The organism is Haloarcula sp. H-hyl6, from assembly GCF_056934455.1.
The window spans coordinates 1,417,630-1,439,087 of the sequence record NZ_JBRIIK010000001.1; the positions used below are offsets into that span (position 1 = coordinate 1,417,630).

A 21,458-nucleotide genomic window follows, 5' to 3' on the forward strand; every position below is an offset into this window, starting at 1 on the left:
TCACCCCACGCACTCACGAGCGGTCACGGACCGGTCGCCGACGAGCGCCGTCTCGAGGGCGTCGACCACGTCACCCGGGTCGCCGGTCCCGCCTGCACGAGCGACGCTCCCTACCGAGTCGGGGTCGAACGGGACGTCGAGGGCGTGGTACACCGGGTCGAGCACCGCCGCGACGGCGTCGTGGTCCCGGACGACGACGATGCCGGCGGTGAGTGCCGCGTCCTGTCGAACGCGCTGGGCGAGACCCGCTATCTTGCCGTCGGCCTGCAAGGAGTGGGTGCCCGGGCAGAACGAGTCGGACGGTTCGCCCTCTCGGGCGTCGACGCCCACGGCGGCGAGACCGCGCTGGACCGCCGCCGAGACGCGGTCGTAGCGGGCGCCGATGCGGCCCCGGCCGTCCGCGATGGGTTCCGCGAGGGCGAAGGCGACGGTGTGGCCGGTGTAGGCGACGGCGCGCCCGCCGACGCTCCGTTCGAGGACGGGGTAGTCCCGCGACGTGGCGGCCTCGCGGGCGCGGTCGTACCCCTCGGCGCGGCGGTCCCGGCGGCCGAAGACGACCTGTCGGTGCGGCGTCCACACGCGAAGTGCAGGCGTGCCGTCCTCGCCGACGCTCGCGACCATCTCGCGGGTGCGCTCGGAGTCGCGTTCGTGGTTGCTCGCTCGGCCGCGGAGGAGTCGCATAGCGGCCCTATGGAGAGTAGCGACTAAAACGCTCTCACCGGCCCAGACGTGACGAACAGGCGACACACGGCGGTCGCGACGGGACGTGTCGCACAGTCGCGGCCCCCGTCGCGGCGGCGGTCAGCGCACGCAGAGCAGTGGTCCCGGCATCCGTCTTGAACCCTCGGACGACAGGCACATACTCGGCCGCCGCTAAGCCACCCCCGATGGCCGTCACCGTCCCGCGAGACGTACTCCACCGCTACTACCGCTTCTCGCTGTACAACTCGCCGTTCGACGCCCACGACGAGGGGTGTGCGATAGACCTCTACCCAGAGGGCGAGCGCGCGCCCTCGCCCGTCGCCGGCGAGGTACTGGACACGAAGGCGGTCCGTGCCCCGCCGAAGCCCTACGCCGCCGAGCGAGACCACCTGATTCTGGTCGACACCGGCGAGTACGTCGCCCGGTTGCTCCACGTCGACCCGAGCGTCGAACCCGGCGACAGCGTGGCCGTCGGCGACGATATCGGCGAACTCGTCCGGGCGGGCTTCTTCGCGCCGTGGGTCCCCAACCACGTCCACCTGGGCTTCCGAGAGCGGGACGCGAACCCCTACCGAGCGTCGGGGTCGCTGCCGGTCGACGTGGCCGTCGACGTGGAACCACTGGCGTGGGACGGCACCGGCACCGTCGTGGAGACGGGCGAGACGTGGGCGCGACTCGACAGTCCCGAACACCCCGCCCCCGGCGAGCGGTTCGCGGGGGTTGCGAACGAGGGCGGCGGCGTTCTCGACGGCGGCCTCCCCCACTACGAGTGGGGCGGGCTACTGGGCGTGAGAGCGGGCGACGGACCGACGCAAGCGAGCGTCGCCGGACAACCGGTGGGGACCGCCGAGGGGCGGACGGTCGCGTGGGATAGCGTGACCGTCCGGGCGAACGGCGACCCGGTGACGGGGCTGGCGCTGTTCTGCTCGCGGGACGACGCCGGGGTGAAACTCGTCGGCGAGGGCGTCGACCTCGCGGTCGGCGAGCGAGTCGAAGTCAGCATCGAGCGCGCCTAACTCACGCGAACTCGACGGTCTCGCGCTCCGTGACCTCGCCGAACAACCAGTCGGCGTGGTCCACCGCGTACTCGCGGTGGTCTGCCTCGATGAACCCCACGGCGTCCTCGACGAGAATCGGGCGATAGTCCCGCAGGCCCGCGCTGGAGGCCGTGTGCAGGACGCAGACGTTCGCCAGCGTCCCGCATAGCACGAGGTCCCTGACGCCGTGGGCGTCGAGCCACCCCTCCAGTTGGGTCCGGTAGAAGGCGTCGTAGGTGTGTTTCTCCACGACGAGGTCCGCGGCGTCGGGGTCGAGTTCCTCGACGAGTTCGGCCTCCCACGACCCCTCGACGACGTGTTCGCCCCACCGCTCGAACTCGTCGTAGTAGTGGGTGTCTTCGAACTGCTCGGGCGGGTGGACGTCGCGGGTGTAGACGACGCTCGCGCCGGCGTCGCGGCCGCGTTCGACGAGTTCGGTCACCGGGCCGATGGCCGCCTCGCTGTCGGGTGCGTAGAGACTGCCGTCGGGGTGGCAGAAGCCGTTCTGCATGTCCACCACGACGACGGCGGTGCGGGTCGGGTCCAGTCGCATATCCGAGAGTTCGGTCGCCGGCCCTACCAACCTTACTCCGTGCGTGTGACTTTTCACCGCGCTCCCCCTGAAGACGGTAGATGCGTCGCCAGTCCGCCGCGGTCCTGTGTGCCGTGGCGCTCCTGCTCGCCGGCTGTCAGGGCTTCGGGAGCGCCGACACCGCGACCGAGCGGACGGCGACGCCGACGCCGGACGCGGTGTTTACCCTCTCCGTCGATTCCGAGGCGAACGAGTCCGACCCAGCCGTAGACGACCAATCGGCCCGGACCGACCCCGACGAGGACGTCCTCGGCTGGGAGGCCGGCTACTGGCACAACGAGACGCTCGCCGTGACCACCGACGACGGCCTCAACGAGAGCGAACGCGAGGCCGTGGTCGCGCGGTCGATGGCCCGCGTCGAGTACGTCCGCGAACTGGAGTTCGAGTCCGCAGTACCCGTCGAAGTCCTCTCCCGGGCCGAGTACCGGAACCAGAGCGGGGGCCACGCCGTCGGCGAACCGCTCCGCCGGTTCGACAACGCGAAGTTCGAGGCGCTGTTCCTCGTCGGCGAGGAGCGCGACTCCGTCGCGGTCCAGCGCAGCGAACTCGGGTCGAGCGTGCTGGGGTACTACAGTTCCCGGCGGGAGGCCATCGTCGTCGTCTCCGACGCCGAGACGCCGACGGTGAACGAGGCGACCCTCGCCCACGAACTCGTCCACGCTCTGCAAGACCAGCAGTTCGGTCTCGCCAGCGACGCCCGGACCCGCGACGCCCTGCAGGGCCGTAACGGCCTCGTCGAGGGCGACGCGGTGACGACGACGGACCGCTACACCGCCCGGTGTGGCGACGAGTGGGACTGCCTGTCGAGCGAACCCGGCGGCGGTGGCGGCGACCGGCACTTCGGACTCGGGTTCCTGCTGTACTTCCCGTACAGCGACGGCCCGGGACTGGTCGAGGACCGATACGACCGGGGCGGATGGGCCGCGGTGAACGACGCCTACGACGAGTACCCCGACGGCGCCCGCGAGGTCATCGCCCCGCGTGACTACCCCGACTGGGACCCGAGCGAGGTGGAACTGACCGACCGCTCGACCGACGAGTGGGAGCGGGTGCGGCCCTCGGGTCGGCCCGACTACGCCGTCCTCGGCCCGTCGGCCATCGCGGCGACGATGGCGTACACGCTCGCCGACGACTACAACGACTCGGCCGTCGTGAGTCAGCGGGACGTGTTCAACTACGACGGGCGCACGCTCGACGACAGCGACCCCTACAACTACGCCCTCCCGGCGACCCTCGGGTGGGACGGCGGCCGGATGCACGTCTACACGAACGGGTCGGAGACGGCCTACGTCTGGCGAACCGTCTGGGAGGACGAGGCTGCCGCCACCACGTTCGCCCGGTCGTGGGCCGCCGTCCTCGCCCACTGGGGCGGGACCCGGACGACCGACGGGACGTGGGTGCTGGCCGAGTCGAGTCCGTTCGCCGACGCCGTCGCCGTCCGCGTCGACGGGGACACCGTCACCGTCGTCGACGCCCCGACGGAAGCGGAACTGAACGAGGTCTACGATGCGTAAGGAACTACTGCTCGCACTGACTGTCGTCCTTGCTGGCTGTACCGTCCCCTCCCTCGGCGGGAGCGACCACCCCGCGGCCCCCGACGGCGAGGACAGCATCGGGTGGGAGAACGGCTACTGGTACGACGACACCGTCGACGTGACCACCGACGACGGCCTCAACGAGAGCGAACGCGAGGCCGTCACCGCCCGGACGATGGCCCGCATCGAGCGGATACGGGACCGCGAGTTCACGGAGGCGGTCCCGGTCGAGGTCATGTCTCGGGCCGAGTACCGCAACCGGTCGCGGGGCAACGGGAGTAGCGCCGGCCCCCCGCAGGACCCGTGGAACGACCAAGTGTGGGAGTCGCTGTTGCTCATCGGGGAGGACTCGGGGAGTAGCGAGGCCATCGACGACACGCTCTCGACGTCGGTGCAGGGCTTTTACTCGCCGAGTCGGGACGAAATCGTCGTCGTCAGCCCCACGGAGACGCCGAAGGTCGACCGGCGGACGCTGGCACACGAACTGGTCCACGCCCTGCAGGACCAGCAGTTCGGGCTGAACGGGTCCGCCGAGACGCAGGACCAGCAACTGGCCCGCGACGGCCTCATCGAGGGCGAGGCGAACTACGTCCAGTACCGCTACGAGCGTCGCTGTGAGGACGACTGGAACTGCCTCGCTCGTCCCGAGCGGAGCGGGGGTGGCGGCGGTAGCGGGCCGCGGTACCCCGGCCTGTTCACCGTCATCTACCAGCCCTACGCGACGGGACCGGCGTTCATCGACGCAATCTACGGAGACGGCGGGTGGGAGGCCGTGGACGCACTCTATCAGGAGTACCCCGAGAGCACCGAGCAAGTCATCCACCCCAAGAAGTACCCCGACGAGGACCCGGTGAACGTCACCGTGCCCGACCGCTCGAACGGCGAGTGGGACCGGTTCGACCACGACCCGGTCGCCGACACCGTCGGCGAGGCGTCCATCTTCGCGACGATGTACCACAACAACCAGACCAACGCCAGTCGCTACCGCTACCAGAGCGAGCCATCGGCGGGGTGGGCCGGCGACAGCGTCGTCCCCTACCGCAACGACTCCGGTGGCGGCGGCTACGTCTGGGTGAGCGAGTGGGACACGGAGCAGGACGCCCGCCAGTTCGCACGGGCGTACCGCGCGGCGCTCGTCGAGGAACACGGCGCGACCCAGCCACGGACGAACGTCTACGTCGTCCCCGAGTCCAGTTCCTTCGCGGACGCCTTCCGCATCACCCGGTCGGGCACCACCGTCCGCATCGTCAACGGTCCGACCGTGTCGGATTTGGACGGCATCCACCGCCCGCGGGGCTGACCGTCGCCCCGGACCCTTCGTCCGTCGCCGACACACTACACGTGTAGCCCATCGTGAACGTCTCGCACACGAATAGACTCTTGTAGGTTGGGAGACACGATACGGACGAATGCAATCGACGAGACCGACGACGGAGCGGCCCGAGCGCACGTACGCGTGTCCACTCTGTGAGCACCACGGCCGGACGGTGAACGACGTCTACGTCCACCTGCAGGTCAGCCACCGGAAGAGTGCCATAAGCGAGGCACTCATCGACGCGGTCGTAGACGACGGGGAGCGGTAGTCGCCCGGCGCGAGGGCCGGCGACGACGGCGAGGCGCCGCGGAGACGAGCGGTGGACCGGGGTCCTTTTTGAACTACCTGCCGAAGGCGGGGTATGAGCGAGGGATTCGACGTCGTGCCGCCCGAGGCCATCCGCGAGGGGCGGGCGACCGACGCCTACTTCGACCGGACTATCGAGGCGCTCGACCACGCCGGGAAGAACCCCGACGTGGTCGCAGAGGTGACCGCAAACCAGTTCGCCACCGGGTCGTGGCACCTGCTGGCCGGCCTACGAGACGCCGCACACCTGCTGGAGGGCCGAGGAGTAGACGTCGACGCCCTCCCGGAGGGCCAACTGTTCGACGGCGGTCCGGTGATGCGCATCGAGGGCCCCTATCGGGCGTTCTGTCGGCTAGAGACGGCGTTGCTCGGCTTCCTCTCGCACCCGACCGGCGTGGCGACACGGGCGCTGGAGGCGCGCCACGCCGCCCCCGACTCGACGGTCCTCTCGTTTGGCTCCCGGCACGTCCACCCGTCGCTGGGCGCGATGATAGAGCGGTCGGCCCTGCTGGGGGGGCTGGACGGCTTCTCGAACGTCGCCGCCGGCGACGTCCTCGGCCGCGAGGCCGGCGGGACGATGCCCCACGCGCTGGTCATCTGCTTCGGCCGGGGGCAACAGGAGGCGGCGTGGCGGGCCTTCGACGAGGCCGTCCCCGAGTCGACGCCGCGTATCGCCCTGACCGACACCTACTCCGACGAGGTGGACGAGGCCCTGCGGGCCGCCGCGGCCGTCGAAGACTTAGACGGCGTGCGTCTCGACACGACCGGGTCCCGGCGCGGCGACTTCCGCTACATCGTCCGAGAGGTCCGCTGGACGCTCGACGCTCACGGCCACGAGGACGTGGACATCTTCCTCTCGGGCGGGTTGGGGCCCGACCAACTCCGCGAACTCCGGGACGTGGCCGACGGCTTCGGCGTCGGGAGTTACGTCTCGAACGCCGACCCGCTGGACTTCTCGCTGGACCTGGTGGAAGTCGACGGCGAACCCGCGGCGAAGCGCGGAAAGTTGACCGGCAAGAAGTCCGTGTATCGGACCTCAGACGGCGGCCACCACGTCGGTCTGGCCGCCCACGACGCGCCCGAGGACGCCGAGTCGCTGATGAAACCGCTCGTCAGGGACGGCGAGGTGGTCCGCGAGTTCGACCTCGACGCGGCAATCGAACGCGCTGCGGCGGACGCCGAGGCGGTGGGGTTCCCCGCCGAGAACGCCAGAGCGGAGTAGGCCGGTGCTCGTCGTTGGGGGGATGGCCGGCTGTTTCCGCCGACGACACGACCGACCGGGTGGACTGAAAGGGGCCGACCGCTGGCGCCAGCGGGCGGTCGTCTGCGCGACCCCTATCCGAGCGAGCGCAGCGAGCGAGGATATGTCGGACAGCGACCGCCAGCGGTCGGGGGCTTTCTGCCCATGTGGCTCGCGTCCCTCGAACAAAGTGGCCGAGGTTAAGTTCACAGCGACGCTACGAGCGGGCATGGCAGACCGCATCATGAAGGTCAACGCGTACACGACGTTCGACCTCCTCGACGGCGAGGTGGAGGGTCACGACTTCGAGGAGGAGGCACTCGCAGTCCTGAACGTCACCGCACCGCGGAAGAACCCCGACCACGTCGAACTCCAGTTGGAGATGGACAACACGCAACTGGACGCCGTGAAACCCCACGCCGACACGGTCACGCTCTCGGCGGGACAGGCCCGCGAACTGGCGACCGAACTCGAAGAGTACGCCGCCAAGGTCGAGGCCGCCCAGTCGGAGTAGGTCGCCGTCTGGCGGTTCTGGCGGTCCGTGAACGACCCGGTAGTTCTTTGATGTGTCGTCACTTACCACGGGCCATGTCGACCGACACGCCCGGGAACCCCGCGGCGCGGGAACTGGGGTACTGCCCGTGCTGTGGCTATCGGACGCTCCCGAAGGGCCGGCCGGGGTCCTACGAGGTCTGTCCAGTGTGCCACTGGCTGGACGACCCCACGCAGTTCGGCGACGACGACTACGTCAGCGACACCAACCACGTCTCGCTGGCGACGGCGCGGGAGAACTTCCGCGAACACGGGGCCTGCGCGCCACAGGAGGCCGACACCTGCGTCTCCGCCGACGGGTTCGACCGGGACCCGAACTGGCCGTACGACCGCTAGACCGCGAGCGAGATGTCGAGGTACAGCATGACGATAGCGCCGCCCATCAGTCCCAGCGTCGCCACCCGCTCGTGGCCGCTCCGGTGGGTCTCCGGGATGATTTCGTCGGAGATGACGAACAGCATCGCACCCGCCGCAAAGCCCATCGCGTACGGGAGCAGCGGTTCGACCAGCGTCACGGCGACGGCGCCCAGCACCGCCAGCGGTATCTCGACGACGCCGGCGCGGACGCCCGCGACGACGGCGTACAGTCGCCTGTCCAACCCGGCGTTGATGGCCGCCACCGACACCGCGAGGCCCTCGGGGACGTTCTGGATGCCGATGGCGAGCATCAGCGCGAGCGCGCCGCCCAATTGCGACGGGTCCGACGCCGCCGCCCCGAACCCGACGCCGACGGCGAGTCCCTCGGGCATGTTGTGTAGTGTGATAGCGAGGATGAATAGGACGACGCCGGACAGTCGCTGGTCGTCGACGGGCAGCGACTCGCCCGGGTCGGCGGCGTCCGTCCGTTTCCGGCCGGTGAGGAGGTAATGGGCGTGCGGCAGGAAGCGGTCGGCTTGGTCCAGAAAGAGCGCCCCCAGCACGACGCCGACCAGCGTCGGGACGGGGTTCCCGCCGGAGTACTCCTCGATGCCGGGCAGGATGAGGCTCGTGAACGCCGCCGCCAGCATCACCCCAGCGGCGAAGCCGAGGGCGGCGTCGAGCGCCCGCTCTGAGGGGTCGCGCCACACCAACACGAGCGACGCTCCGAACAGGTTCAGCGCGGCGATGACGAGGCCACCCACCAACCCCAACAGGAGCGGGTCGGTGCCGACGAGCGACGAGAACGTCTCCGGGAGTCCCGACTGCATCGTCGTCTCCTGCGGCGTCGCGGTTTTTGTAGCTATCGCCGACGACCCCGGAAGGCTTTTTTCTGCCGTCGGCGGAGTCGCGGGTGATGGAACGTGCCACGCGCGGCGTCGCTCTCGTCGGCCTCAGCCTCCTCCTCCTCGTCGGAACGCTCGCAGTCGGCTCGGCGACGGCACCGGACCGCGGTATCGGCGGCGACGGCAGCGAGGGCGCGACCCTCGTCGGGTCGCAGGGCGGCGGTCCCGGGTGGCACGAGAAGGGGAGCGTCTACCTCGTCGAGAACGGCTCTATCGCGTGGCGCGAGGACAGCGCCGACAGCTACTTCGACGTGACTATGCTCCCGAACGGCACCGTGATGGCCGGGTTCATGCACTCGGGGTACGACTCCGGGTGTGGCCCCTACGACGCCCCGTGTACGAAAACCGGCTTTCGCATCGTCGACCCGGACGCCGAGGGCGGACCGAGCGTCGTAGAGGAATACGCCTTCCCGGTCCGCACCGCGAAGAACAGCGAGACCCACGACGTGGAACAGCTGGACTCCGGCGAGTACCTGCTCTCGGACATGGAACACGAGCGTATCTTCACCGTCCGGGACGGCGAGGTGACGTGGCAGTGGAACGCCTCCTCGTTCTACGACGCGCCGCCGGACCCGACCAAGCGCGATTGGCTCCACGTCAACGACGTGGACGCCGTCAACGAGACGCACTACCTCGTCTCCGTGCGCAACGCCAACCAGATTCTGCTGATAGAGCGCGGAGAGGGCGTCGTCGAGGTGGTCAACGAGGACAGAGGGGGCGACGACGCGTCCTGTCTCGGCAACGGCCAACTCTCGGACTTCGACGGCGACGGCGACGTCCGCTGTGGCAACCCCGAGATTCTCGACCACCAGCACAACCCCCAGTGGCTGGGCGACGGCGCGGTTCTGGTCGCGGACTCGGACAACGACCGCGTGGTCGAACTCCACCGCGAGAACGGCCGCTGGGAACCGGCGTGGACGCTCGAACGCGCCGGCGGCATCGCCCTCCACTGGCCGCGAGACGCCGACCGACTCGACAACGGCAACACGCTGGTCACGGACACGCTGAACAAGCGGGTGTTCGAGGTGACCCCCAACGGCACCGTCGTCTGGAGTACGGGCACGCCCAGCGACTCGCCGATTCCCTACGAGGCCGAGCGACTCCCGGAGGGCGAACGAGTCGGTGCCCAACTGTACGGGACGGCCGACGGCGAGGGCGGGACGCCCACCGAGGCGGCGACGGGCACCGGAACGGCCACCGACGGCGGACGGGTTCCGGGCCTCTCGCTGGCGCTGGTCGGCGTCCGGGCGGTGGCCCCGTGGATACCGTTCTGGTTCGGCGAGGCCCACCTCGCGCTCTCGGCGCTGTCCGTGCTGGGAGTCGCCGCGGGGAGCGCCGACTGGTACCGCCAGCGCGACTAGAACGGGTCGGAGGACCCGACGAGGCGGCGCATCTCCATCGCCGAGGAGAAGTCCTCGCGGGAGACGACGTGGACGCCGTCCGGCCCCTCCACGAGGGCGGCGCTCGCCCGCGACGTGTCCAGTTCCACCAGCGCGTCGAACGCCGGGAGGTCGGCGGCCAGTCGCGGCAGGTCCGTCTCCATGAGGTCGGCGACGGTGTCGGCCGCGCGTTCGGCCTGCGAGAGCGCCCGGAAGTCCGCGACTGTGACGACGCCGACCACCTCGCCGTTCCGCGTGACCGTGAACTCCGTCGAGCGGTCGGCGAACATCCGGTCGACCAGTTCCTCGACGCTGGCGTCGGCCTCGATGGTCAGCGCCGTCGGGCGGGCGACGTCGCCGACGGTCAACCCTTCGAGCAGGTCCGACAGCGCGACGGTCCGGGACTCCCCGGTGGCGGCGGCGTAGATGAACAGCGCAAGCAACAGCAGAATCGGGCTGAAGGAGAGGGCCCCGACGACGGCGAACAGGACGGCGAAGGCCGTCCCGATGCGCGCGGCGATGCGAGTCGCGGAGGCGTACGGCCGGTTCCGGGCGAGCAGCGCCCGCAGGACCCGCCCGCCGTCCATCGGGAACGCCGGGAGCATGTTGAACACCGCCAGCACGACGTTCGTCACCGCCAGCCACCCGACGACGAACAGCGTCACGTCCGCGCTGGTCGGCACCGCCTGCAGGCCCGCGTAGCAGACGACGCCGACGAGGATGCTCGTTATCGGCCCCGCGACGGCTATCCAGAACTCCCGGTTCCACTCTCGGGGCATCTGCTTGAAACTCGCCAGTCCACCGAGAATCCACAGCGTGATGGACTCGACTTCGAGGTCGTAGCGCATCGCCGCCCACGCGTGGCCGAGTTCGTGGAGGGTGACGCTGACGAACAGGCCGACGGCCGCGAGCGTCCCGACCAGCCACGGCGTCGCGCCCGCCTGCAGGCGGCCGAGGTCCAGCGTCGTCCCGGCGAGGCTACCCACGATGCCGGCGTACAGTTCTATCTGCGACCCGCTCCCGATGAGCCACGCGAGCACCGGCAAGAAAATCAGCAACGAGATGTTGACGCGGATGGGGATGCCCCACACAGTCGTGACGTGATAGTTTCGCACGCCTGAGACGAACGCGCGCCTGCGGCTAATATCTTCGGCACAGACCGCAAGAGACAGGAACCGAGCCACCGGACCGAGGGCTATGGTCGACTGGGACGTGTATCTGGTGACCGGCGAGTCGCTGTCGGCGGGCCGGACCACCCGCGAGATAGTCGAGCGAGCCATCGCGGGCGGCGTCGGCGTCGTCCAGTTGCGCGAGAAGGACCGCACGGTCCGGGAGCGCTACGAGATGGGGCGAGAGCTTCGGGACCTGACTCGCGAGGCCGGCGTGCCGTTCGTCGTCAACGACCGCATCGACCTCGCGCAGGCGCTTGACGCCGACGGCGTCCATCTGGGTGACGACGACCTGCCGGTGACCGCGGCGCGCGACCTGCTCGGCGAGGACGCGATAATCGGGCGCTCCGTCTCGTTCGTCGCGGACGCCGAGGCCGCCGAGGCCGCCGGCGCGGACTATCTGGGCGTCGGCGCGGTGTACGCCACCGGGTCGAAAGACGACATCCCCGACGAGGAACACGGCATCGGGACTGACCGAGTGGCCGACGTCGCCGCCGCCGTCGACGTCCCGGTGGTCGCCATCGGCGGCATCACGGCCGAGAACGCCACCGAGGTGGCCCGAGTCGGGGCCGACGGCGTGGCCGTCATCACCGCCATCACCGGGGCCGAGGACCCCGAGGCGGCGACGGCGGCGCTCCGCGAGGCGGTCGAACGGGGGAAGGCCGAGCGGTGACTACGCGGTCAGTTTCCGGCGCAGTCGCCGCTCGTCGACGCGGTACTTGAACGCCGGCGACCCGTCGACGAGGACGTAGGGAACCCGCTCGCCGTACCGTTCGCGCAGTCCCTCGTCTGTGTCGACGTCCACCAGCGAGAGGTCCAGCGCGACGCCCTCGTCGTCGGCGACCCGTTCGATGGTGTCGATGGCCTCCTCGCAGAGGTGGCAGTTCTCGCGCGTGTACACCGTGACCGACACGTCGCTCATCACCCGGCCGTACCCGCTCGACGGGCAAATGACCATCTGTTTCGCCGAGGGGTTTCTGTGTCTTCGACCCCAACGACGGCCCATGGCAGGTTGGACGGCAGACGACATGCCGGCGATGACGGACAGCACCGTGGTCGTGACCGGGGCCAACAGCGGCCTCGGCTACGAGGGCACGAAAGCGTTCGCCCGGAAAGGCGCGACCGTCGTGATGGCGTGTCGAAGCGTCGAACGGGGCGAGCGGGCCGCCTCGGAGATTCGCCGCGTCGACGGCAGCGGCGAACTGGACGTCCGGGAGTGTGACCTCGCCGACCTCGACAGCGTCGCGGCGTTCGCCGAGGGCGTCCGCGAGGAGTACGACGCCGTCGACGTGCTCTGTAACAACGCCGGCGTGATGGCCATCCCGCGACAGGAGACGGCCGACGGGTTCGAGATGCAACTGGGCGTGAACCACCTCGGCCACTTCGCGCTGACCGGCCGCCTGCTCCCGGCCCTGCGGGCGAGCGACGGCGAGGCCCGCGTCGTCACGCAGTCCTCCGGCGCTCACGAGATGGGCGAGATGGACTTCGCGGACCTCCAGTCCGAACGGGACTACGGGAAGTGGTCGGCCTACGGTCGCTCGAAACTGGCGAACCTCCTCTTCGCCTACGAACTCGAACGCCGACTGGACGAGAGCGGCGACGATATCCGCAGCGTGGCCTGTCACCCGGGCTACGCCGACACCGAGTTGCAGTTCCGCGGTCCCCGCCAGATGGGGTCGTCGCTCCGCATGGCCGGGATGAGAGTGGCCAACGCGCTGTTCGGCCAGTCGGCCGCACAGGGGGCGCTCCCGATGCTGTACGCCGCGACGGCCGAGGCGGTCATCGGCGGCGAGTACGTCGGTCCCGACGGCTTGCTGGACATGCGGGGCCATCCCGAGTTCCAGCAGTCGAACGCGGCCTCCCGCGACGAGGCCGACGCCGAGCGACTCTGGACGGCCTCCGAGGAGTTGACCGGTGTCACGTACGACTTCGGCGAGTGAGCGACCCGGCGACGGCGACCGGTAGTGGCAACACGGGCGAGTAGCCCGGTGCTTTTCTACGCCGGACTCCACAGACCAGGTATGGACGGCACACTCGACCACACGATGATTCGCGTCGCAGACCTTGAGGAGTCGCTGGAGTGGTACCAGACACACCTCGACTACGAGGAGAAGGACCGCCACGAGGGCGACGGGTTCACCATCGTCTACCTCGGGCCGGAGGACATGCACGAGGACGGCGCGATGCTGGAGATTACCCACAACGAGGGCGAGACGCCCGAAATCGGTGACGCGTGGGGCCACATCGCGGTCCGGGTGCCCGAGGGCGAACTCGAAGCGTACTACGAGCAACTGATGGAGGAGGGCGTGGAGGACTACCGCGACCCCGAGTCCTGCGGCGGGCGCTACGCGTTCGTCAAAGACCCCGACGGCCATGAGGTCGAAATCGTCCAGCGCGACCACGGCGCGACGTGGAGCCTCGATCACACCATGATTCGCGTCGAGGACGCCGACGAAGCGCTGGGGTTCTGGACCCGCAAGTTCGGCTACGACGAGGTGGGCCGCTGGGAGGCCGACACCTTCGCGAACTACTTCGTCGAACCGACCGACGCCGCCCCCGAGGAGATGTCCGTCGAACTCACCTACAACTACGACGGCCGCTCCTACGAGATGGGCGACGGGTGGGGCCACCTCTGCGTCCGACTCGACGACCTACACGACGACTGGGACCAACTCATGACCCGCGAGGCCGAGGACTACCGCGACCCCGAGTCCTGTGACGACCTGTACGCGTTCACCAAGGACCCCGACGGCCACGAGATAGAGCTGCTGGAGCGGGACCCCGAGGCCGACTCGCTGTTCCCGTTCTGACCGGTCCCGACAGGTTCCGTCCCATCGGCCGCGAACAGTACTTTTTCCCGGAGCGAGAGAGAACCGACGGGCAATGCAACCCGTCGAGATAGCGGTCAGACTGCTGGCTGGCCTCGGCCTCATCCTCGCCAACGGCTTCTTCGTCGCCATCGAGTTCGCGCTGACGCGGGCCCGGCAGTTCACCGAGGACGAGTTCGTGAGCGGCGGCAACGCTGCCTTGGAGCGAGCGTGGGAGATGACCAACGACCTCGAGATTTATCTCACCACCTGTCAGGTCGGCATCACCGCCTCCTCCATCGCCGTCGGTATCGTCGCCGAACCGGCACTCGCCGCGCTGTTCGAACCGGTGTTCGCCGGGTCGCGACTGGCCGGCATCGGCCTCGGCGCACTCATCGCCTTCCTCATCATCAACCTCGTCCACCTGACCCACGGCGAGCAGACGCCGACGTATCTGGGCGTCGAACGGGCGCAGTTCGTCTGTCGCTACGGCGCGACCCCGCTGTACTGGTTCAACTGGCTCATCTCGCCGCTCATCACTCTCGGGGACGCCGTCGCGAAGTGGACGCTGAGACTGTTCGGCATCGAGATGACCGGCGCGTGGCTCGAAACCGAGGAGGACGTCATCGAGTCCCGAGCGGACCTCCGGAACAAACTCGGCTCGGTGCTCGACGAGGGCAACCTCTCCGAAGAGCGCCGCGAGGAGGTGCTGGCGGCCCTGCACGCCGGCGACCAACAGGTCCGGGACGTGATGGTCCCGGTCGAAGACGTCGTGGCGCTGTCGACGGCCGATAGCGAAGCCGAGAACGCCCGACGCGTCGCCGAGACGCCACACACCCGGTATCCGCTGGTGGGCGAGTCCCTCGACGAGTTCCTCGGCATCGTCTACGTCCCCGAACTCGTCCGCGAACAGGGCGAGGAACCGCTCGACGGCACCCTGCTCGACGGCGTCGACCTCGAAGCCGTCGCGGCCCCGCCGATGACGATGACCGCGAACACCAACGTCAGCGACGCCATCGACCGGTTTCAGGCGGAGAGTCAGGAACTCGCGCTGGTCATCGAGGACGGCGAGGTGCTCGGGATGCTGACCGTCACCGACGCGCTCGAAGCGGTGGTCGGAGACATCCGCGACCCGATGGACGAACAGGCCGGCGTCGCCTAACGCGGCGGCGTGTAGACGTTGAACGTCTCCAGTGGCGCGTCGCCGTCGTTCTCGATGCCGTGGCGCTCGCCCGCTTCGATGCGGACCAAATCGCCGGCGGCGACCCGCTCCGTCGCCCCGTCGACGGTGACGAGACCAGTGCCAGACACCACGAACAGCCACTGGTCGCTGTCGGCGTGGTAGTTCTCCGGGCCGCCGACGCTCCGGCCGGGGTCGACGGTCATCTCGGCGGCCTGTGCCTCCGCAGTCTCCATGACGACCTCGAAGTGACGGTCGAAGTCGAGGTGGGCGCGCTCCATGGCCGCCCTTCGCCCGCGGCCCAAGAGTGCGTTTCGGGGCCGAACGCTCAACAGCACGCCGGCCGAACCTCCGGTATGGACCTGCAGACGCTCGTCGAGTCGTCGCTTCGCGAGTACGACCAGACCCAAGGGCTGGACCCCGACTGGCTGGACGAGATAGGCGCGACCTACCGCGAGCAGGGGTATCTCACCCGCGACCAGTTGTACGACGTCGCCTACGCCAGTTCGACGCGGAGCGCCTACCACGTCGAGCGGAACCCGGCAGAGCGCTGTCGGGAGGTGACGCGCAACGTCCGCGCCGTCGAGGGGGACTTCTCGAAGATTCAGCTCCTCTCCGGCCTCTCGGGGTTCAAGGCCCCGACGGCGTCGGCCGTGTTGACAGCACTCGACCCCGACCGGCACGCCGTCGTCGACACCCGCGTCTGGGCCTCGCTGGAGCGACTGGGGTATCTGGAGGGGCGAAAGGAGACGTTCGACGCCGCCGACTACGTGACGATGCTCGACCCGATTCGTGCCATCGCCGACGAGACGGGGCACGCCACCGACGAGGTCGGGTACGCCCTGTTCGCGTACGACGTGGCCGAGCGCGAAGGGACGCTCCACTGAGCGCCGGACCGCTGGCACTCCGACCCGACCACTCGCTCTCCGGCACGACTACCCGTACCATTCAGGCCCCCGTAGCACTCACTACATAGATAGGTTCTATCCAAAACCGCAGTACTGCAGCGCTTGTAAGTTATTAACCATGAGTGATAACTCCGAACGATTCATACCGGACATCCAAGTACGTGGAAATTGCACACCAATGTCCACAGCTGACATCCGGCGCGTCCTGCGCGGCGATGGGGACCGGTTCATCTACCTCACGTCGGCGTTGGCCGCGCTGAACGGCCTCCTGTTCGGCTTCGACACCGGCATCATCTCGGGGGCGTTCCTCTACATCAACGACACCTTCGCGATGTCGCCGCTGGTCGAAGGCATCGTCATGAGCGGGGCGATGGCCGGCGCGGCGCTGGGTGCCGCCGTCGGCGGGAAACTGGCGGACAGATTGGGTCGTCGTCGACTGATACTCCTCGGCGCGGCGGTGTTCTTCGTCGGGTCGCTGACGATGGCCGTCGCGCCGTCGGTACCGGTGCTGGTCGCAGGCCGACTGATAGACGGCGTGGCTATCGGCTTCGCCTCCATCGTCGGTCCGCTGTACATCTCCGAAATCGCGCCGCCGCGCATCCGCGGGGCGCTCACCTCGCTGAACCAACTGATGGTCACCGTCGGGATTCTGGCGTCGTACTTCGTCAACTACGCCTTCGCCGACGCCGGCGCGTGGCGCTGGATGCTCGGCACGGGCATGATTCCGGCCGTCGTCCTCGCCGTGGGGATGCTCAAGATGCCCGAGAGCCCCCGCTGGCTGTTCGAACACGGACGGGAAGACGAGGCCGAGGCCGTCCTCCAGCGGACCCGACAGGGCGACGTCGAGGACGAACTCGACGAGATAGCCGAAACCGTCGAGAAGCAGTCCGGCACCGGCGTCCGAGAACTGCTCGAGCCGTGGCTCCGCCCAGCGCTGGTCGTCGGCCTCGGACTGGCCGTCTTCCAGCAGATTACCGGCATCAACGCGGTCATCTACTACGCGCCGACCATCCTCGAATCGACCGGGTTCGGGAGCACCACGTCCATCCTCGCGACGGTGGGCATCGGCGTCATCAACGTCGTCATGACCGTCGTCGCCATCGCGCTCATCGACCGCGTCGGTCGCCGCCTCCTCCTGCAGGTCGGCATCGGCGGGATGGTCGTCACGCTCGCCGCCCTCGGGACAGTGTTCTACCTCCCCGGGTTCGGCGGCGCACTCGGTTGGATAGCCACGGCGAGTCTGATGCTGTTCGTGGCGTTCTTCGCCATCGGCCTCGGGCCGGTGTTCTGGCTCCTCATCTCCGAAATCTACCCACTCGCGGTCCGCGGGAGCGCGATGGGGACCGTCACCGTCGCCAACTGGGGCGCGAACCTGCTCGTCTCGCTGACCTTCCCGATGCTGACCGCGGGCGTCGGGAAGCCCTACACGTTCTGGCTGTTCGGCGCCTGCAGTCTGGTCGCACTGCTGTTCACCTACCGACTCGTCCCCGAGACGAAGGGGCGCTCGCTGGAGGCCATCGAGGCGGACCTCCGCGAGAACGTCGGCACCTCGGCAGAGGCCGCGGACTGACACCTCGGCCGGGCCGGATTCGACCGTCAGACGGCTCGTGTCACACGAACGCAGGACATCCGTCTGACGAGAGTATTTATCCGCCGACCGCTTGGTTCGAACCCGATGAACGAGACGTTCCTCGACCTCGAAGAGGTCGAACTCGAACTGGACGAGGCGTTGCTCGAAGCGGTCGACGAGAAGGCGTTCGCGGACCACCGCGACAACCGCGACGCCGCAATCCGCGACCTGCTGGACGAGTGGCTGAAGACGCGCGATGAGGAGTGAGAGGAGCGTCGTCGACAGTCAGACCTCGACCGTCTCGCCGAGTTCGGGCGCGCCGGCCGTGAAGCCGTCGGCACGCAACTCCTCCGCGAAGGCTTCCGTCCGGTCGCCGTGGTTGACGAGGACCGGCGTCTCCCGGTAGCTATCGAGGAAGTCGAGCAGTCCGTCCCGGTCGGCGTGGGCCGAGAACTGGTGGAGTTCCACCTGCGCGCTGACCGGCATCACGCGCCCGTCGAGTTCGGCACTGCCGGTCTCTAGGAGTTCGCGGCCGGGCGTCCCCTCGACCTGATACCCCGTCAGCGCCACCTTGTTCGTCGGATGCTGGCGGATGGCGGGGACGTAGGTCATCGCCGGGCCGCCCGAGAGCATCCCGCTCGTCGTGATGATGACGGTGTTCTGCTTCGCGATGCGCTTCCGTTGACCGTCCCGGCCGTCGACGAACCGGGCGGAAGAGGTTGCACCGGCGAGCGCGTCGGCGTCCCGCAGGAACTCGGGGTGGCGTTTCAGTTGCGTCGTCACCCGCTGGCCCATCCCGTCGACGTAACAGTCCACGTCGTGGGCGGCACAGACCAGCATCGCCTCCTGCGTGCGGCCGATGGCGAACGCGGGGACGACGACGGTGCCGCCCTGCCAGACCGTCTGCTGGACGCTCTCGACGAAGCGCTTCTCGACCGTCTCGCGGGCCTCGTGACGCACGTCGGAGTACGTCGACTCGCAGATTACGGCGTCGGCCTCGGGACGCGCGGTGGAGGGAGCGACGAGTCGCTGGTCGCCGGTGTGGAAGTCGCCGGTGTAGAGCAACCGCGAGTCCCCGTCGTCCACGAGGACGTGCGCGCTCCCGGGGATGTGTCCGGCGTTGTACAGCGTCACCTCGTAGCCGGCGGCCTCGAAGGACTCGCCGTAGCCGTGGGTCACCGAGGCCTGTGTGAGTCGGCGCACGTCGGTATCGGTGAACGGACAGCGTGGCGTCGACCCGTGAAGTTTGAGCGTGTCCTCGGCGAGCGTCGTCGCCAAATCGCGGGTCGGTGGCGTCCAGTGGACCGGCGGCAGGTCGCCGCTGGACATCAACGCCGGGACCGCGCCCGCGTGGTCGAGGTGCCCGTGGCTCACGACGACGGCGTCGGGGTCCACGTCTCCGACCGGGTACTGCGGCGGCGACTCGCTCGCCATCCCGTAGTCGAGCAAGAGACTGTCGTCCACGAGGACGGCGCTCCGACCTATCTCGTCGGCCCCGCCGAGGAACTGGACCTCCATCGGCCGCGAGTAGGGCCCTCGACGGTTAGTGTTCGTCGGTCCAGTCCTCGTCGGCGACCACGCCGACCTCGACTTCGTTCCGACGCATGAACGGCGGCGCCCACGGGTCGTTGTACTGGAGGACGACCGGGTCACCTCGCGTCTCGACGCCGCGGTCGGCGAGCGTCGACAGCAGTGCGTCGCGCTCGCGGGCGACCCGACCCTCGGTGGCGTACCACCCGAACCGGCGGACTGCGACCGTCCGCGGCGGGTCGACGACGAGGCGGACCGCGGGGTCCGTCGGCATCGGGGCCGTCCCCGGCGTGTACGCCTCGGGGAGGTAGAACGCCATCGTCACGTCACTCTCGGCCTCGACGTCGTCGGTGCGGACCGGCGCCGTCATCGAGACGTCGACCCCGGTCCGGACCGGAGCGGGCGTCCCGACCGCCGCGCCGTCCGTCGCCACGGGCGCGGTCATCTCGACGCTCTCGCTCGCCTCGTTCTCCCCGGAGAGGTACCGGAACAGGCGGCGGAACGCCGCACCGGCCGTGGGAGCCGTCGTCTCGACGAGCACCGTCTGCGGGTAGCGCCGTATCTCGACCCCGTCGAACTCGTCGAGCGTCTCGAACGGGACGCGTTCTGTCGTCCGGTTTACATACAACCCCCAACCGACCCAGAGCGTGACGCCGGCGGCGACCGTCGCGAGGAGCGTGCGGGTTCGTGCGCCCATACGCGCAGAGACGCGCCGCGAAGACAAAAATATAGTCGGAGTAACAGTATCACACTACGGCGCCGCCGTCTTGCGGTATGTGTCCCTTGTTACCACGGATATTGTGGGACGCTACCAATAGCACATAAACAATTATTAGGATTGGGGGATAAGGTACACTTGTCATGGCGACACGCCAGCAGACACCGACGATGTACCACACGTGCAGCTGCGGTGAGGAGTTCGAGACGACGGAGGACCTCCTCGAACACGCACGAGAGGCACACGGAATCAGCGTATTCTGACTGGCGTTACGGTCCCCGTTTTTCCACGTCTCCGAGCGTCGGCTACGAGCGCGTGTCGACGTCCGGTCGGACGCTGAACCGGGCGTAGCCGCCGTGTGAGAGGTCGAGCGCGCCGAGCCACCAGTTCCACCGCTCGACGAGCGAGTAGTCCTCGGGGGCGTCCTGTAGGTTCTCGACGACGGTGTCGACGGTCAGTTCGCCGTCGAAGTCCGCGTCGAACTGGCCCGCGTCGGCGAGGTCACGCGCCTGTCGGGCGACGACGGCGACGAGGTCGGCCTCGGCGTCGAACGTCTCGCGCAGCGCCGTTTCGAGTTCCTGTCGGTCCACACGGTGTCGTTGGTGGCCGTGCTCTTGAATCCACGGCTGGATACGTGAGCCTGTGCGCTGAAGGGACTGAGAGTGCGAGTGGCCACGGGGCCTCGGCCGACCCCGGTCGGTGGCCTCGCTGCGGCCCTCACGTCGGCCGTCGTCCCGAAGGGAGACGTCACTCAGCGAACGGCACGCGAAGAAATCGGCGACGTCGAGACGCCTCAGTTGCCCTTCTCGATGGGCGCGCCGACGAGGTTGCCCCACTCGGTCCAGGAGCCGTCGTAGTTGATGGTGTCCTCGTAACCGAGCAGTTCGTGGAGCGCGAACCACGCGACGGAGGAGCGCTCGCCGATGCGGCAGTAGGCGACGGTCGTGGACTCGCCGTCGATGCCCTCCTCGCCGTAGAGTTCTTCGAGTTCGTCGTAGCTCTTGAACGTGCCGTCGTCGTTGGTCACGGCCGCCCACGAGATGTTGCGGGCGCCGGGGATGTGGCCGCCGCGCTGGGCCGTCTCCTGCAGTCCCGGGGGTGCGAGAATCTCGCCGGAGAACTCCTCGGGCGAGCGGACGTCGACGAGGGGGACGTCGCGCTCGATGGCGTTCTCGACGTCCTCGCGGTAGGCGCGGATGGACTCGCGCGGGCCGGAGGCCTCGTAGTCGACGGCGGAGAACTCGGGCACTTCGTCGGTGAGTTCGTAGTCGTTCTCGACCCAGTACTCGCGGCCGCCGTCCAGCAGTTTGACGTCGTCGTGGCCGTAGTACTTGAACTGCCAGTAGGTGTAGGCGGCGAACCAGTTGGAGTTGTCACCGTACAGGACGACGGTGGAGTCCTCGCTGATGCCGTGGGAACCGAGCAGGTCCTCGAAGTCCTCCTTCGAGAGGATGTCCCGGGTGGTCTGGTCCTGCAGGTCCGTCTCCCAGTTGAAGCCGATGGCGCCGGGGATGTGGCTCTCCTCGTACAGTTCTGTGTCCACGTCCACCTCTACGAGACGGTGGGCGGGGTCGTCGCTCTGGAACTCGTCCAGATGCTCGCTGACCCAGTCGGCCGAGACGAGCACGTCGTTGGCGTAATCAGTCATTGTGCGAC

The 21,458-nt window shown here is 68.8% G+C and carries 25 protein-coding genes; 15 read left to right on the plus strand and 10 right to left on the minus strand.

Annotated features, from left to right (window positions below):
• Entirely contained in the window at nucleotides 1–681 is a 681-nt protein-coding gene (locus Hhyl6_RS07460) for a lipoate--protein ligase family protein (RefSeq protein WP_483738584.1), read from the minus strand.
• A 206-nt stretch (nucleotides 682–887) separates the two neighbouring features.
• Here Hhyl6_RS07460 and Hhyl6_RS07465 point away from each other — a divergent pair, with 206 nt between their 5' ends.
• Nucleotides 888–1,718, plus strand: a complete 831-nt coding sequence (locus tag Hhyl6_RS07465; RefSeq protein ID WP_483738585.1) for a DUF8155 domain-containing protein — start codon at nucleotides 888–890, stop codon at nucleotides 1,716–1,718.
• A gap of 1 nt (nucleotide 1,719) precedes the next feature.
• On the opposite strand, the gene Hhyl6_RS07470 is transcribed toward Hhyl6_RS07465, so the two are convergent.
• Complete coding sequence (locus tag Hhyl6_RS07470) at nucleotides 1,720–2,292, minus strand: cysteine hydrolase family protein (RefSeq protein ID WP_483738586.1); 573 nt, start codon at nucleotides 2,290–2,292, stop codon at nucleotides 1,720–1,722.
• 80 nt (nucleotides 2,293–2,372) lie between these two features.
• Between Hhyl6_RS07470 and Hhyl6_RS07475 the strand changes: the two genes are divergently transcribed.
• From Hhyl6_RS07475 to Hhyl6_RS07500, 6 genes are all read left to right on the plus strand, one after another.
• Nucleotides 2,373–3,845, plus strand: coding sequence for an Hvo_1808 family surface protein (locus tag Hhyl6_RS07475; RefSeq protein WP_483738587.1), 1,473 nt, complete (start codon nucleotides 2,373–2,375; stop codon nucleotides 3,843–3,845).
• Complete coding sequence (locus Hhyl6_RS07480; RefSeq protein ID WP_483738588.1) at nucleotides 3,838–5,166, plus strand: Hvo_1808 family surface protein; 1,329 nt, start codon at nucleotides 3,838–3,840, stop codon at nucleotides 5,164–5,166. The genes Hhyl6_RS07475 and Hhyl6_RS07480 overlap by 8 nt, the downstream gene beginning before the upstream one ends.
• 109 nt (nucleotides 5,167–5,275) lie before the next feature.
• The gene (locus tag Hhyl6_RS07485) at nucleotides 5,276–5,449 is read left to right on the plus strand and encodes a hypothetical protein (RefSeq protein WP_483738589.1); all 174 of its coding nucleotides are present in this window, start codon (nucleotides 5,276–5,278) and stop codon (nucleotides 5,447–5,449) included.
• Nucleotides 5,450–5,542: 93 nt separating this feature from the next.
• Entirely contained in the window at nucleotides 5,543–6,709 is a 1,167-nt protein-coding gene (locus Hhyl6_RS07490; RefSeq protein ID WP_483738590.1) for a nicotinate phosphoribosyltransferase, read from the plus strand.
• Between the two features lie 247 nt (nucleotides 6,710–6,956).
• On the plus strand, nucleotides 6,957–7,241 hold the full coding sequence (locus Hhyl6_RS07495; RefSeq protein ID WP_483738591.1) for a DUF6360 family protein: 285 nt from the start codon (nucleotides 6,957–6,959) through the stop codon (nucleotides 7,239–7,241).
• 74 nt (nucleotides 7,242–7,315) lie between these two features.
• Nucleotides 7,316–7,615: a CPCC family cysteine-rich protein gene (locus Hhyl6_RS07500; protein WP_483738592.1), complete on the plus strand. Its 300-nt coding sequence runs from the start codon at nucleotides 7,316–7,318 to the stop codon at nucleotides 7,613–7,615.
• Here the strand turns inward: Hhyl6_RS07500 and Hhyl6_RS07505 are convergent.
• Entirely contained in the window at nucleotides 7,612–8,466 is an 855-nt protein-coding gene (locus tag Hhyl6_RS07505; RefSeq protein ID WP_483738593.1) for a ZIP family metal transporter, read from the minus strand. The genes Hhyl6_RS07500 and Hhyl6_RS07505 overlap by 4 nt on opposite strands.
• Nucleotides 8,467–8,552: 86 nt before the next feature.
• On the opposite strand from Hhyl6_RS07505, the gene Hhyl6_RS07510 reads away from it, so the two are divergent.
• Nucleotides 8,553–9,902: an arylsulfotransferase family protein gene (locus Hhyl6_RS07510; protein WP_483738594.1), complete on the plus strand. Its 1,350-nt coding sequence runs from the start codon at nucleotides 8,553–8,555 to the stop codon at nucleotides 9,900–9,902.
• Here the strand turns inward: Hhyl6_RS07510 and Hhyl6_RS07515 are convergent.
• Nucleotides 9,899–11,035: a site-2 protease family protein gene (locus tag Hhyl6_RS07515; protein ID WP_483738595.1), complete on the minus strand. Its 1,137-nt coding sequence runs from the start codon at nucleotides 11,033–11,035 to the stop codon at nucleotides 9,899–9,901. The two genes, Hhyl6_RS07510 and Hhyl6_RS07515, sit on opposite strands and share 4 nt — an antisense overlap.
• 82 nt (nucleotides 11,036–11,117) lie before the next feature.
• Between Hhyl6_RS07515 and thiE the strand changes: the two genes are divergently transcribed.
• Nucleotides 11,118–11,762 (plus strand): thiamine phosphate synthase, encoded by a 645-nt coding sequence (thiE, locus tag Hhyl6_RS07520; RefSeq protein ID WP_483738596.1) that lies wholly within the window; start codon nucleotides 11,118–11,120, stop codon nucleotides 11,760–11,762.
• Here the strand turns inward: thiE and Hhyl6_RS07525 are convergent, their stop codons facing one another.
• Nucleotides 11,763–12,011 (minus strand): glutaredoxin family protein, encoded by a 249-nt coding sequence (locus Hhyl6_RS07525; protein WP_483738597.1) that lies wholly within the window; start codon nucleotides 12,009–12,011, stop codon nucleotides 11,763–11,765.
• Between the two features lie 82 nt (nucleotides 12,012–12,093).
• Here Hhyl6_RS07525 and Hhyl6_RS07530 point away from each other — a divergent pair, with 82 nt between their 5' ends.
• The 3 genes from Hhyl6_RS07530 to Hhyl6_RS07540 all read left to right on the plus strand — a co-directional run bounded on the left by Hhyl6_RS07530 (nucleotide 12,094) and on the right by Hhyl6_RS07540 (nucleotide 15,058).
• Entirely contained in the window at nucleotides 12,094–13,029 is a 936-nt protein-coding gene (locus Hhyl6_RS07530; protein ID WP_483738598.1) for an oxidoreductase, read from the plus strand.
• 81 nt (nucleotides 13,030–13,110) lie between these two features.
• The gene (locus Hhyl6_RS07535) at nucleotides 13,111–13,899 is read left to right on the plus strand and encodes a VOC family protein (protein ID WP_483738599.1); all 789 of its coding nucleotides are present in this window, start codon (nucleotides 13,111–13,113) and stop codon (nucleotides 13,897–13,899) included.
• 73 nt (nucleotides 13,900–13,972) lie between these two features.
• Entirely contained in the window at nucleotides 13,973–15,058 is a 1,086-nt protein-coding gene (locus Hhyl6_RS07540) for a hemolysin family protein (RefSeq protein ID WP_483738600.1), read from the plus strand.
• On the opposite strand, the gene Hhyl6_RS07545 is transcribed toward Hhyl6_RS07540, so the two are convergent.
• Nucleotides 15,055–15,357, minus strand: a complete 303-nt coding sequence (locus tag Hhyl6_RS07545; protein ID WP_483738601.1) for a cupin domain-containing protein — start codon at nucleotides 15,355–15,357, stop codon at nucleotides 15,055–15,057. The genes Hhyl6_RS07540 and Hhyl6_RS07545 overlap by 4 nt on opposite strands.
• Before the next feature lie 75 nt (nucleotides 15,358–15,432).
• Between Hhyl6_RS07545 and Hhyl6_RS07550 the strand changes: the two genes are divergently transcribed.
• The 3 genes from Hhyl6_RS07550 to Hhyl6_RS07560 all read left to right on the plus strand — a co-directional run bounded on the left by Hhyl6_RS07550 (nucleotide 15,433) and on the right by Hhyl6_RS07560 (nucleotide 17,821).
• Complete coding sequence (locus Hhyl6_RS07550) at nucleotides 15,433–15,963, plus strand: hypothetical protein (RefSeq protein ID WP_483738602.1); 531 nt, start codon at nucleotides 15,433–15,435, stop codon at nucleotides 15,961–15,963.
• A gap of 199 nt (nucleotides 15,964–16,162) precedes the next feature.
• Complete coding sequence (locus Hhyl6_RS07555; protein WP_483738603.1) at nucleotides 16,163–17,554, plus strand: sugar porter family MFS transporter; 1,392 nt, start codon at nucleotides 16,163–16,165, stop codon at nucleotides 17,552–17,554.
• A 105-nt stretch (nucleotides 17,555–17,659) separates the two neighbouring features.
• Nucleotides 17,660–17,821 (plus strand): ribbon-helix-helix protein, CopG family, encoded by a 162-nt coding sequence (locus Hhyl6_RS07560; protein WP_483738604.1) that lies wholly within the window; start codon nucleotides 17,660–17,662, stop codon nucleotides 17,819–17,821.
• Between the two features lie 18 nt (nucleotides 17,822–17,839).
• On the opposite strand, the gene Hhyl6_RS07565 is transcribed toward Hhyl6_RS07560, so the two are convergent.
• From Hhyl6_RS07565 to Hhyl6_RS07580, 4 genes are all read right to left on the minus strand, one after another.
• Nucleotides 17,840–19,072, minus strand: a complete 1,233-nt coding sequence (locus Hhyl6_RS07565; RefSeq protein ID WP_483738605.1) for an MBL fold metallo-hydrolase — start codon at nucleotides 19,070–19,072, stop codon at nucleotides 17,840–17,842.
• Between the two features lie 25 nt (nucleotides 19,073–19,097).
• Entirely contained in the window at nucleotides 19,098–19,781 is a 684-nt protein-coding gene (locus Hhyl6_RS07570) for an SOUL family heme-binding protein (protein WP_483738606.1), read from the minus strand.
• Between the two features lie 326 nt (nucleotides 19,782–20,107).
• The gene (locus Hhyl6_RS07575) at nucleotides 20,108–20,422 is read right to left on the minus strand and encodes a WNWW family protein (RefSeq protein WP_483739682.1); all 315 of its coding nucleotides are present in this window, start codon (nucleotides 20,420–20,422) and stop codon (nucleotides 20,108–20,110) included.
• A 173-nt stretch (nucleotides 20,423–20,595) separates the two neighbouring features.
• Complete coding sequence (locus Hhyl6_RS07580) at nucleotides 20,596–21,450, minus strand: sulfurtransferase (protein WP_483738607.1); 855 nt, start codon at nucleotides 21,448–21,450, stop codon at nucleotides 20,596–20,598.
• Between the last annotated feature and the right edge of the window lie 8 nt (nucleotides 21,451–21,458).

Coding starts and splice junctions, on each gene's coding strand:
- Hhyl6_RS07460 (WP_483738584.1), bottom strand. CDS start 681: ATGCGACTCCTCCGCGGCCGAGCGAGCAACCACGAACGCGACTCCGAG.
- Hhyl6_RS07465 (WP_483738585.1), top strand. CDS start 888: ATGGCCGTCACCGTCCCGCGAGACGTACTCCACCGCTACTACCGCTTC.
- Hhyl6_RS07470 (WP_483738586.1), bottom strand. CDS start 2,292: ATGCGACTGGACCCGACCCGCACCGCCGTCGTCGTGGTGGACATGCAG.
- Hhyl6_RS07475 (WP_483738587.1), top strand. CDS start 2,373: ATGCGTCGCCAGTCCGCCGCGGTCCTGTGTGCCGTGGCGCTCCTGCTC.
- Hhyl6_RS07480 (WP_483738588.1), top strand. CDS start 3,838: ATGCGTAAGGAACTACTGCTCGCACTGACTGTCGTCCTTGCTGGCTGT.
- Hhyl6_RS07485 (WP_483738589.1), top strand. CDS start 5,276: ATGCAATCGACGAGACCGACGACGGAGCGGCCCGAGCGCACGTACGCG.
- Hhyl6_RS07490 (WP_483738590.1), top strand. CDS start 5,543: ATGAGCGAGGGATTCGACGTCGTGCCGCCCGAGGCCATCCGCGAGGGG.
- Hhyl6_RS07495 (WP_483738591.1), top strand. CDS start 6,957: ATGGCAGACCGCATCATGAAGGTCAACGCGTACACGACGTTCGACCTC.
- Hhyl6_RS07500 (WP_483738592.1), top strand. CDS start 7,316: ATGTCGACCGACACGCCCGGGAACCCCGCGGCGCGGGAACTGGGGTAC.
- Hhyl6_RS07505 (WP_483738593.1), bottom strand. CDS start 8,466: ATGCAGTCGGGACTCCCGGAGACGTTCTCGTCGCTCGTCGGCACCGAC.
- Hhyl6_RS07510 (WP_483738594.1), top strand. CDS start 8,553: ATGGAACGTGCCACGCGCGGCGTCGCTCTCGTCGGCCTCAGCCTCCTC.
- thiE (WP_483738596.1), top strand. CDS start 11,118: ATGGTCGACTGGGACGTGTATCTGGTGACCGGCGAGTCGCTGTCGGCG.
- Hhyl6_RS07525 (WP_483738597.1), bottom strand. CDS start 12,011: ATGAGCGACGTGTCGGTCACGGTGTACACGCGCGAGAACTGCCACCTC.
- Hhyl6_RS07530 (WP_483738598.1), top strand. CDS start 12,094: ATGGCAGGTTGGACGGCAGACGACATGCCGGCGATGACGGACAGCACC.
- Hhyl6_RS07535 (WP_483738599.1), top strand. CDS start 13,111: ATGGACGGCACACTCGACCACACGATGATTCGCGTCGCAGACCTTGAG.
- Hhyl6_RS07540 (WP_483738600.1), top strand. CDS start 13,973: ATGCAACCCGTCGAGATAGCGGTCAGACTGCTGGCTGGCCTCGGCCTC.
- Hhyl6_RS07545 (WP_483738601.1), bottom strand. CDS start 15,357: ATGGAGCGCGCCCACCTCGACTTCGACCGTCACTTCGAGGTCGTCATG.
- Hhyl6_RS07550 (WP_483738602.1), top strand. CDS start 15,433: ATGGACCTGCAGACGCTCGTCGAGTCGTCGCTTCGCGAGTACGACCAG.
- Hhyl6_RS07555 (WP_483738603.1), top strand. CDS start 16,163: ATGTCCACAGCTGACATCCGGCGCGTCCTGCGCGGCGATGGGGACCGG.
- Hhyl6_RS07560 (WP_483738604.1), top strand. CDS start 17,660: ATGAACGAGACGTTCCTCGACCTCGAAGAGGTCGAACTCGAACTGGAC.
- Hhyl6_RS07565 (WP_483738605.1), bottom strand. CDS start 19,072: ATGGAGGTCCAGTTCCTCGGCGGGGCCGACGAGATAGGTCGGAGCGCC.
- Hhyl6_RS07570 (WP_483738606.1), bottom strand. CDS start 19,781: ATGGGCGCACGAACCCGCACGCTCCTCGCGACGGTCGCCGCCGGCGTC.
- Hhyl6_RS07580 (WP_483738607.1), bottom strand. CDS start 21,450: ATGACTGATTACGCCAACGACGTGCTCGTCTCGGCCGACTGGGTCAGC.